Consider the following 7,862-nt stretch of genomic DNA (forward strand, 5'->3'; position numbering starts at 1 on the left):
GTCTATGGAGCTCAAAGTGGTTAAAATTGAGAAGCCTGCCAATGTCAATATAATCCTGGGGATGAGCCACTTCATTAAAACGGTTGAAGACATTTACGAGGCCATGGTCAACACTGTGCCCGGTATAAAGTTTGGGGTAGCCTTCTGCGAATCCTCAGGGCCTGCCTTAGTCCGCTACACCGGCACCGATGAGGAAATGATAGAGCTTGCCAAGAAGAACGCTTTCGCTTTAGGGGCGGGGCACAGTTTCATTGTTTGCCTTGCTCCTGGCTTTTATCCGATAAATGTCCTAAATGCTATAAAGAACGTGCCAGAAGTATGCCGCATTTTCTGCGCCACAGCCAATGATGTGGAGGTAATAATTGCCGAGACAGAGCAGGGCCGAGGCATTCTGGGAGTTATAGACGGCCTTAAGAGCAAGGGCATTGAGACAGAGAAAGATATAGAAGAACGCAAAGCTTTCCTGCGCCGGATAGGTTACAAGTTCTGATGGGCAAAATCCTTTTCATTTTTGTAGATGGCCTTGGGCTTGCTCCGGAAGGAGAATGCAATCCCTTTTCCAAAGCCTCTACTCCTTTTTTGAGGAATTTGCTCGGAGGACCCTTGACCCTGGAAAGAATTCAGGAAAAGGATGGCCTCGTCCTCAGAGCTCTTGATGCTAAACTGGGAGTCGAAGGAATTCCCCAATCGGCTACAGGCCAGACAGCTCTGTTCACTGGGATCAATGCTCCAGCCCTGGTTAACGCCCACCTTCACGCCTGGCCAACAGGTTTATTGGTAGACATCCTCAAGGAGCAGAATTTCCTGAAAAAAGCCAGAGAAGAAGGCTTTAAAGTTATCTTCGCCAATGCCTATACCCCCTTTTACTTTGAGCTGGTGGAGAGCGGGAAGAGGCCTCATTCCGCTACCAGCTGGCTAACTATATCAGCCGAAATACCTTTTCGGACCCTGGAGGACCTCAGGGCAGGCAAGGCCGTTTACTGGGATATAGTGCATGAGTATCTTGTAAATTACCTCAAAATTCCGGGCATAACGAAGATTGAACCGGAAGAAGCAGGGCGCAATCTTGCCCGCCTGACAGAGGAGTATGACCTGGTGTTATTTGAAACTTTCCTTCTGGATCTGGCCGGACACCGGAAACTCCCCTGGAGCGTGGAGGAAACTTTAGACCTGTTTGATCGTTTCCTTTCGGGGATAATGGAAGCCCCCTCTTTCACCCTCGTGCTTTCCAGCGACCACGGCAATGTTGAGGATGACTGCGTCAAAGTCCACACCGCAAACCCTGTCCCTCTTCTGGCCATTGGCCCGCAGGCCAGGCTTTTCTCGCGCTGTCAGGCTATAACTGATGTAGCTGGAGCAGTCCTTGAGGCCTTGAGAACTCCTTAACGCCCAAGGATAACTCCGCTCTCTCCGGCTCCGTGGCCTTTTAGAGAAGGTCCCTTTTCCCTTTTCTCAATTTCTTCCAGAAACTGGATAAGCTTCTCCACATCTTCCGGTAAAAGGCCATAGCGGTTCTTCAGGTCCAGCAATTCCTGAGCGATGGCCTTTGCCAGGTCTTTTCGGAACTCTTCCAGGTCTTTGAACGCTCTCCACTCAACCTTACTTATCCTCAAGAAATACTGAGCTGAAGGACTGTAATTCACATCTTTTCGGTAAGCTAAGGTGGGTTTTTTCATCTGACGGGCGAATTCCCACTCTGAGCCGATAGGAGCCGAGGCATCGCGCCCCAAAATTATGAGATAAAGGTCTGCCTTCTCTATAGCTTCTCTGAGGGAAGCCAGAGTCTCTCCAGCGTGAGCAGTGTGGCGTATCTCCCATCCTCTGGATACAGGTAGCTCCGCCACTACCTGCCCAACGATTTCCCTTTCTCCTTCAAGTTCCCGGCTGGAACTGATAAAAAGGCGAATTTTCTTCCCCATGTTATTTCCGCCCTACCCCCTGGCCGGGAACCAGGGGTACCTGACGCCGCGCTGGGTATATCTGCAGGTCGTGATAAATATAGCACACATTGCAGTGCAGGGCAAAGGGGCCAGGTCCCTGCACCGACGGATATCGGAGTATGTTTCCCCAAAACAGGGTTTGAGTTATAATGTTTACAAACTTTCGCAAGGCGGGGAGAGGAGAGACTAATTTGATCGCCAAACTGAAGAACTGGGCTCATAGCCTTGAGAGGGAAGCTTACGCTCTATACGTTGCCGCCCGCGATCCGCGTGTCCCTTGGTATGCCAGGGTTTTTCTGAGCCTGGTGGTGGCGTATACCTTTAGCCCGATAGACTTAATTCCTGATTTTGTCCCTTTTCTTGGCCACCTAGATGACCTGGTCCTGGTGCCCCTGGGAGTTGTGCTTGCTCTAAAAATGATCCCTTCTGAAGTAATGGTCGAAGCTCGGCACAGGTCCGAAGAATTAATGCAGCGGGAAGGCCTGACCAGCCGGGCTGGAGCTATTTTGGTAATCGCTTTGTGGTTAGTTATTGTAATTTTTATTGCCTGGTCTATCGTCCTGCTTTTCAAGAGAGTCGTTCTTAGCCGTTGATTTGCTTCAATAGATCTGGATGCCAAGGCCAGGCGGGTTAAAGCAATTTCTGGGAGGTATCATATGGAATTGATTCTGTCCGCCATTTCGGCCGGTGGGCTAATCGGAGCAAGCAACCAGTATATGTGTCTGTTGCTGGTTTCAATAGCTGCCAGGTTTGGCCTGATCACGCTGGCTAAGCCGGTAGAGTTCATGGAAGAGTGGTGGTTCATTGGCATTGTGGCTTTGTTCTGGCTGCTTACGGTGGCGCCGGCTTATGCCACAGTGCTGGGCCCAGGTGTAATGAACGCCATTAACGCCATTATCAATTTCATCAGTGGCTTTCTGGTGCCGTTATCGGGAGCGCTCCTTTCACTGGCAGCAGCTGGCGTTATCAGCATGGACCCGGAGCTTCGCAACCTTCTTATGACAATTCGGCTGTTCAATCCTGATGGTAGCCTTGGGGCGCAGGGCTACATTGTTGCCGGCGGTGGAGCGCTGTTAGCCAGTGCCCTGAGTGGGATGCGTTTCCTGGCTAAGCCGGGCCTCAGTTCCGCCACCAGCACGATGGGCACCTTCGCTGCTCCGATATATACCACCACGGAGAACATAGCTTCGGCGGTGCTATTGGGGCTTTTCTTTCTGTTGATACAAATCAACCCCTGGCTGGCAGTGCTGTTGGTCTTGTCCATAATCTTACTCATCCTGGGGATACTGGTATTTGCTATTCACCAGCTTTGGAGATTGAACCGTGGCATCGGTAAGGTGTTCCGGTTGTTTAAGCTGTGGCCCAGAGCAGGGATTGCTGTTGTGGCGGAAGCTCTAATATGGGGGCTGGGCTGGATTGTCCTGAGGAACTGGCAGCATGGGGTAACCAGATTGATAAAATGGGCGTTGTGGCTTGCGGCAGTGTTACTGTTGCTGGGCCCGTTGCTTCCCGTTGCGGTGGTGGTTCTTGTACTGGGTATCTACAGAGGAGGGCTGCGAGGAGCCGGAGTGTTGTTGGGGAATATTGAAGGAAAGGGGGGCCTGGAATTGAGCAGATATAGTTTTGTTTAGCCCCTCTCTCAAATCTTCAGAGGATGCTCCGTAAGATCTCAATTGATGTAGACATTTTGAAGCGATTGTGGTAAAATTTATTTGGAACTCAGCGTGGAGGGAAGGCCGAAGAGGGCCCTTCCCTCTTTTTCTTTAGGAGGTGAGCCATGAAAGGAAAGGCTGTTGTGGGGCAATCGGGAGGGCCAACGGCTGTAATAAACAGCACTCTGGTAGGAGTAATTCATGAAGCCTCCAGGTATCCTGAGATAGAGGCCATCTATGGAGCTATCAATGGCATAAAGGGGGTTTTGGAGGAGGACTTTGTTGATTTGACCAAGGAACCAGCGGAGATCTTGGAAGGGTTGCGCTATACTCCCGGGGCTGCTTTGGGTAGCATAAGGTATAAGGTCAAGGAAAGCGATTATGAGCGCATCCTCCAGGTTTTCAAAGCTCACAATATCCGTTATTTCTTCTACATAGGCGGCAACGATTCCATGGATACCGCTATGAAGCTTCACTCTCTGGCTGTGGAATCCGGATATGAGCTTAGAGTTATAGGCCTTCCCAAGACAATTGATAACGACCTTGCTTACACTGACCACTGCCCGGGCTATGGGAGTGCAGCTCGCTTTGTAGCGATGGCAGTGAGGGATTCGGGATGGGACACAAGAGCCATGAGGGTAAATAGCCCCGTTAAAATCATAGAGGTTATGGGCCGGAATGCCGGGTGGCTCGTCGGGGCTGCAGCTTTAGCCAAGGAGCTGGAAGATGATCCACCTCACCTTATTTACTTTCCCGAAAGGCCTCTTTCCAGAGAAAAACTCCTCAAAGATGTGGAAGAGGCTTATCGGCGCTACGGTTATGTAGTTATTGCCCTGAGTGAGGGGGTAACCAATGAGGCGGGAGAGCCCTTCGGAGGAGAATTTGCTCCCAAAGAAGTTGACGCTTTCGGGCATGTGCTCAAAGGTGGGGCTTCCGATGCTGCGTCCTCCCTCATAAAGGCCGAGCTAGGCCTCAGCGTGCGCATAGATAAGCCCAATTACCTTTACCGTTCTTTTGCGCTGGCAGTTTCAGAAGTGGATCGGGAGGAGGCCTACGAGGTGGGAAGGGCAGGGGTAAGGGCGGCGCTGGCAGGAGAAACCGGCAAGATGGTCACAATAATCAGAGAACCTGGTCCGGTCTACCGTTCCACTACTGGTCTTGTGGAGCTGGAGAAGGTAGCCAATGTGGAGCGCTACCTGCCCGATGAGTATATAACTGGGGAAAACAATTTCGTGACGGAGGCTTTTATTGAATATGCTCGCCCCCTTATTGGAGAAGCTTTACCTCCATATGCCAGGCTCAGGGGGGTAAAAGTGCCCAAGAAATTTATCTGAGGAGGAGAAACTATGCCGCTGGTGACCAGCAAGGAGCTTCTTCGGAGGGCTTTTGAAGAACATTATGCCATAGGGGCTTTCAATGCCAACAATATGGAGCAAATTCAGGCCATTGTGGAGGCGGCCCAGGAGGAGAGAGCTCCCGTGATACTTCAGGTGAGCCAAGGAGCTATTCGCTATGCAGGTCTGGAGATGGCGGCTGGGATGGTGAAAATAGCTGCTTCACAGGTGGATGTACCTGTTGTCCTGCATCTCGATCACGGCACGAGCTTTGAGCAGAACATCCTTTGCCTGAGGGCCGGTTTTACCTCCCTTATGTTTGATGGTTCCAAGCTTCCTTTTGAAGAAAACGTTGCCATAACCCGCAAGGTCTGCGAGGTAGCTCACGCTGTGGGAATTCCCGTGGAGGCCGAGTTGGGTCAGGTCCTTCAAATAACGGATAAAGTAACCCTGGAGGATGTGGAGAGAGCGATGACGGATCCGGATCAGGCGGCCGAGTTTATTCGCCTCACAGGGGCAGACTCTCTGGCAGTAGCCATCGGTTCCATCCATGCTATGAGGGAGCAGGAAGCCACCCTGGACATTGAAAGGCTCAAAGCTATCCGCAAGAAGGTAAACATCCCTTTGGTCCTCCACGGCTCTTCTGGGGTTAAAGACGAGAGTATTTTGGAAGCCATTGAAAATGGCATAAGCAAGATAAACGTGGCTACTTATCTCAATCAGGCTTTCGTGCGGGGCCTCAGGGAAGGAATAGAGAAAATGCCCGATGAGGTTGACCCTCGCAAGTTTCTGGCGATAAGCCGCGAATATGTGAAGGAAGCTGTTCGGGAAAAGATAAGGCTTTTCGGGAGTGCAGGCCGGATAGACTCAACAGGGGGGTTCGTAAGCCCCAGGCGGGTTTTTGCGGCGGTAAAAGTTGAGGGAATAGAGTAAGAAGCCTTACTGGCGGGCAAGGAGGAAAGCAAAGGCATCTTCCAGGCGTGGAGGCACTGGTTTTATGGATTGAACCATTACTCCATTGCTTTCAAGAAGTCTCTTGATTTCGGGAGCTTGTTGCTGAGCGCTGTCTACGAAGACATGGAGCATGTCTCCATAAGTCTGGAGTCCTCCAATTCCTCTGGCGCCTCGCAGGATTTCTTTTGTTCTTTTGACATCCGATGGGAAAACTTCAAGGACTTCCTTTGGTACCATTTCCTTTATCTGTGAAGGTTCAGAGCATACCAAAAGTCTGCCCTGATGCATGAATCCGACCCTCGAGCAGCGTTCCGCCTCATCCATATAGCATGTGCTTATCACAATTGTAGCCTTCTGGAGGTGGAGTTCTGTCAGGAGCTCCCAGAACTCCCGTCGCGACACAGGGTCAACTCCGGTGGTGGGTTCGTCCAAGAGTAGGATCTGGGGGTTGTGAATGAGGGCGCAGGCCAGTGCCAACTTCTTTTGCATTCCCCCTGAAAGCTGGGAAGCCCTGCGGTTTAAGAAATTCTCAAGCCGAGCGAAACGCAGTAGCCTTCTGACCCTTTCTTCCCTTATCCCCTGTGGAACTCCAAATAAATCGGCGAAGAAATTGAGGTTTTCCATCACTGTAAGGTCTCCGTACAGGGCAAAGTGCTGGGGCATATAGCCCACAATTCTTTTAACCTCCTCCGCCTGCGTTAACACATTATAGCCTCCCACTATGGCTGTCCCGGAAGAAGGGGCCATAACCGAAGCCAGAACTCTGAGGGTTGTGGTCTTTCCTGCACCATCTGGTCCCACCAGGCCGAAGATTTCTCCCCTGTAGATCACCAGGTTTAATCCTTCTACGGCCTTTACACGGCCGAATGTTTTTGTGAGGTTTCTGGTCTCTATTACAGGTTCCATCATTCCAGCCTCTTGCGAATCCTTAAAGTTGCTCCTGCAAAAATGGCTGCGCCCAAGAAGGCCAGTGGAACAATGTGCTCTACGAGGGCTTCAAGCCCTGTGCCTTTGAGAATTATACCCCGGACAATGCTCATGTAATATCGGAGGGGTATGATGTAACTTATGATTTGGAGGGCTCTGGGCATGGCCTCAATGGGGAATATGAAACCGGAAAGGAAAATTGAAGGCAGAATTACGAAAAAGGCCAGGAACATGGCTTCCCGCTGGGTATGGGCTACTGAGGAAATAAAAAGGCCTATCCCCAGAGTAGCGAAGAGGAAAAGAAAGGAGAGAGCTAAGAGCAGAGGGATGCTTCCCCTTATGGGCACTTTAAACCAGAAATGGCCCACTATCAGGACTTCTCCGAGCTCTAAGAAAGCGATAGCTACGTAAGGGGCAATTTTCCCGGCCAGCAACTCAAGGGGCCTTATCGGGGTTACCATAAGTTGCTCTACTGTTCCCTGTTCTTTCTCCCTCACTATGGCTAAAGCAGTGAGGATAGTGGTTATGAGGGCCATTATAAGGCCGATAAGGCCTGGTATCATGAAGTTGGAACTGCGCATTTCAGGGTTATACCAGACTCTGGGGATGGCTTCCACTATGGGAGAGCTTTTCAAAGCCACAAGCTTAAAAGAGAAAGCGTGGGCTACGCTTTGGGAGGCGGCAAAAGCTGTGTTTGCTACATTGGGGTCGGAGCCATCTATGATAAAATAGACGGAGGCTTTCTCTCCTCTGGACAACGATAGACTATACCCCGCAGGGATGATAAGTCCTGCTCTGGCTTTACCGCTCTCTATCAGTCGGGTGAGCTCTTCTTCCGACTCTGTAAAGTAAACGAGGTTGAAATAATTGGAGGCTCGGTAAGCATCGATGAGCTCGCGGCTTGCTTTGGTCCGGTCAAGGTCCAGGACTGCGGTTTTCAACCGTTTGATATCAGTTGTGGCGGCGTAACCGAGCAGAATCATCTGAATCAGTGGGATTAAGAACATAACGGCCAGCGTTCTGGGGTCACGGCGTATGTGGATTATCTCTTTTCG

Annotated in this window: 9 protein-coding genes; 6 read left to right on the plus strand and 3 right to left on the minus strand. The window is 50.9% G+C overall.

Going from position 1 to position 7,862, the window contains the following annotated elements:
• Positions 1-4 precede the first annotated feature (4 nt).
• The gene (locus tag NZ653_07170; GenBank protein MCS7286894.1) at positions 5-490 is read left to right on the plus strand and encodes an adenosine-specific kinase; all 486 of its coding nucleotides are present in this window, start codon (positions 5-7) and stop codon (positions 488-490) included.
• On the plus strand, positions 490-1,386 hold the full coding sequence (locus tag NZ653_07175; GenBank protein ID MCS7286895.1) for a hypothetical protein: 897 nt from the start codon (positions 490-492) through the stop codon (positions 1,384-1,386). The genes NZ653_07170 and NZ653_07175 overlap by 1 nt, the downstream gene beginning before the upstream one ends.
• On the opposite strand, the gene NZ653_07180 is transcribed toward NZ653_07175, so the two are convergent.
• Positions 1,383-1,919, minus strand: a complete 537-nt coding sequence (locus NZ653_07180) for a DUF4062 domain-containing protein (GenBank protein ID MCS7286896.1) — start codon at positions 1,917-1,919, stop codon at positions 1,383-1,385. The two genes, NZ653_07175 and NZ653_07180, sit on opposite strands and share 4 nt — an antisense overlap.
• Before the next feature lie 212 nt (positions 1,920-2,131).
• On the opposite strand from NZ653_07180, the gene NZ653_07185 reads away from it, so the two are divergent.
• The 4 genes from NZ653_07185 to fba all read left to right on the plus strand — a co-directional run bounded on the left by NZ653_07185 (position 2,132) and on the right by fba (position 5,859).
• Positions 2,132-2,533, plus strand: coding sequence for a DUF1232 domain-containing protein (locus tag NZ653_07185; protein MCS7286897.1), 402 nt, complete (start codon positions 2,132-2,134; stop codon positions 2,531-2,533).
• 63 nt (positions 2,534-2,596) lie between these two features.
• Positions 2,597-3,571 (plus strand): DUF4126 family protein, encoded by a 975-nt coding sequence (locus tag NZ653_07190; protein ID MCS7286898.1) that lies wholly within the window; start codon positions 2,597-2,599, stop codon positions 3,569-3,571.
• 146 nt (positions 3,572-3,717) lie between these two features.
• Positions 3,718-4,926, plus strand: coding sequence for a 6-phosphofructokinase (locus tag NZ653_07195; GenBank protein MCS7286899.1), 1,209 nt, complete (start codon positions 3,718-3,720; stop codon positions 4,924-4,926).
• 12 nt (positions 4,927-4,938) lie between these two features.
• Positions 4,939-5,859: a class II fructose-1,6-bisphosphate aldolase gene (fba, locus tag NZ653_07200; protein MCS7286900.1), complete on the plus strand. Its 921-nt coding sequence runs from the start codon at positions 4,939-4,941 to the stop codon at positions 5,857-5,859.
• Between the two features lie 6 nt (positions 5,860-5,865).
• On the opposite strand, the gene NZ653_07205 is transcribed toward fba, so the two are convergent.
• Both NZ653_07205 and NZ653_07210 read right to left on the minus strand, forming a co-directional pair.
• Positions 5,866-6,789: an ABC transporter ATP-binding protein gene (locus NZ653_07205; protein MCS7286901.1), complete on the minus strand. Its 924-nt coding sequence runs from the start codon at positions 6,787-6,789 to the stop codon at positions 5,866-5,868.
• On the minus strand, positions 6,786-7,862 hold a 1,077-nt coding region (locus tag NZ653_07210), incomplete at its 5' end, for an ABC transporter permease (protein ID MCS7286902.1). The genes NZ653_07210 and NZ653_07205, both read right to left, overlap by 4 nt.

Source organism: Anaerolineae bacterium, assembly GCA_025062375.1.
Lineage (GTDB): Bacteria > Chloroflexota > Anaerolineae > SpSt-600 > SpSt-600 > SpSt-600.

Excerpts from the sequence above, each read along its gene's own strand:
- NZ653_07170 (MCS7286894.1), top strand. The coding sequence starts at position 5 with ATGGAGCTCAAAGTGGTTAAAATTGAGAAGCCTGCCAATGTCAATATA.
- NZ653_07175 (MCS7286895.1), top strand. The coding sequence starts at position 490 with ATGGGCAAAATCCTTTTCATTTTTGTAGATGGCCTTGGGCTTGCTCCG.
- NZ653_07180 (MCS7286896.1), bottom strand. The coding sequence starts at position 1,919 with ATGGGGAAGAAAATTCGCCTTTTTATCAGTTCCAGCCGGGAACTTGAA.
- NZ653_07190 (MCS7286898.1), top strand. The coding sequence starts at position 2,597 with ATGGAATTGATTCTGTCCGCCATTTCGGCCGGTGGGCTAATCGGAGCA.
- NZ653_07195 (MCS7286899.1), top strand. The coding sequence starts at position 3,718 with ATGAAAGGAAAGGCTGTTGTGGGGCAATCGGGAGGGCCAACGGCTGTA.
- fba (MCS7286900.1), top strand. The coding sequence starts at position 4,939 with ATGCCGCTGGTGACCAGCAAGGAGCTTCTTCGGAGGGCTTTTGAAGAA.
- NZ653_07205 (MCS7286901.1), bottom strand. The coding sequence starts at position 6,789 with ATGATGGAACCTGTAATAGAGACCAGAAACCTCACAAAAACATTCGGC.